Raw genomic sequence first — 245 nt, 5'->3', positions numbered from 1 at the left:
AACTACATCAAGCGCCTGATCGAATACCCCGGAGCTCTGCAAGTGTTCGATTTTGCTGTCGGCAAGTGCCAGTTTGTGGCGGTCAAGGCTTACTACGGGGATGCGCTGGTCGGCCAACATCTGCGTCAGTTGCGCGTACACATGCCTAACGTCGACTAGCTGGTCGCATCTATTTTCCGTCGTGACTGGCCGATAGCACCCCATGGAGTTACCGTAATTGAAGTGGATGACGATGTGTTTTTCAT

Annotated in this window: 1 pseudogene; it reads left to right on the top strand. The window is 52.7% G+C overall.

The window, feature by feature from the left end:
- A pseudogene (gene trkA / locus QN399_RS26540) lies at positions 1 to 245 on the top strand (Trk system potassium transporter TrkA); the annotation flags it as partial.

The organism is Pseudomonas sp. 10C3 (genome assembly GCF_036346185.1).
In the GTDB taxonomy this organism is placed as follows: Bacteria; Pseudomonadota; Gammaproteobacteria; order Pseudomonadales; family Pseudomonadaceae; genus Aquipseudomonas.
Note: the sequence above shows the minus strand (reverse complement) of the source record. Positions and strands in the feature narration are given on the sequence as shown.